The organism is Achromobacter sp. 46006, assembly GCF_059761975.1.
The window spans coordinates 1-235 of record NZ_JCBANN010000166.1 but is presented as its reverse complement, the minus strand read 5'-3'; the positions used below and the strand labels follow the sequence as shown (position 1 = coordinate 235).

1 protein-coding gene is annotated in these 235 nt (G+C 67.2%); it reads left to right on the top strand.

What is annotated here, in order from left to right; genetic code table 11:
* On the top strand, window positions 1–235 hold a 235-nt coding region (locus AC6LKG_RS26655), incomplete at both ends, for a VCBS domain-containing protein (protein ID WP_498170022.1).

The following is a 235-nucleotide window of genomic DNA, read 5'->3' as shown; positions in this document are numbered from 1 at the left end:
TTCACCGTCACCACCGCCGACGGCACCAAGAGCACCGTCACCGTCACCATCGACGGCACCAACGACAAGCCCGAACTGAGCGGCAAGACCGATGGCGCCGTGACCGAGGACGGCGCCACCAGCGCCAGCGGCAAGCTCGACGTCAGCGACGTCGACACCAGCGACACCCACACCTGGACCGTCAGCAACGACGGCAAGGGCCAGTACGGCACCTTCACCGTCGACCAGAGCGGCA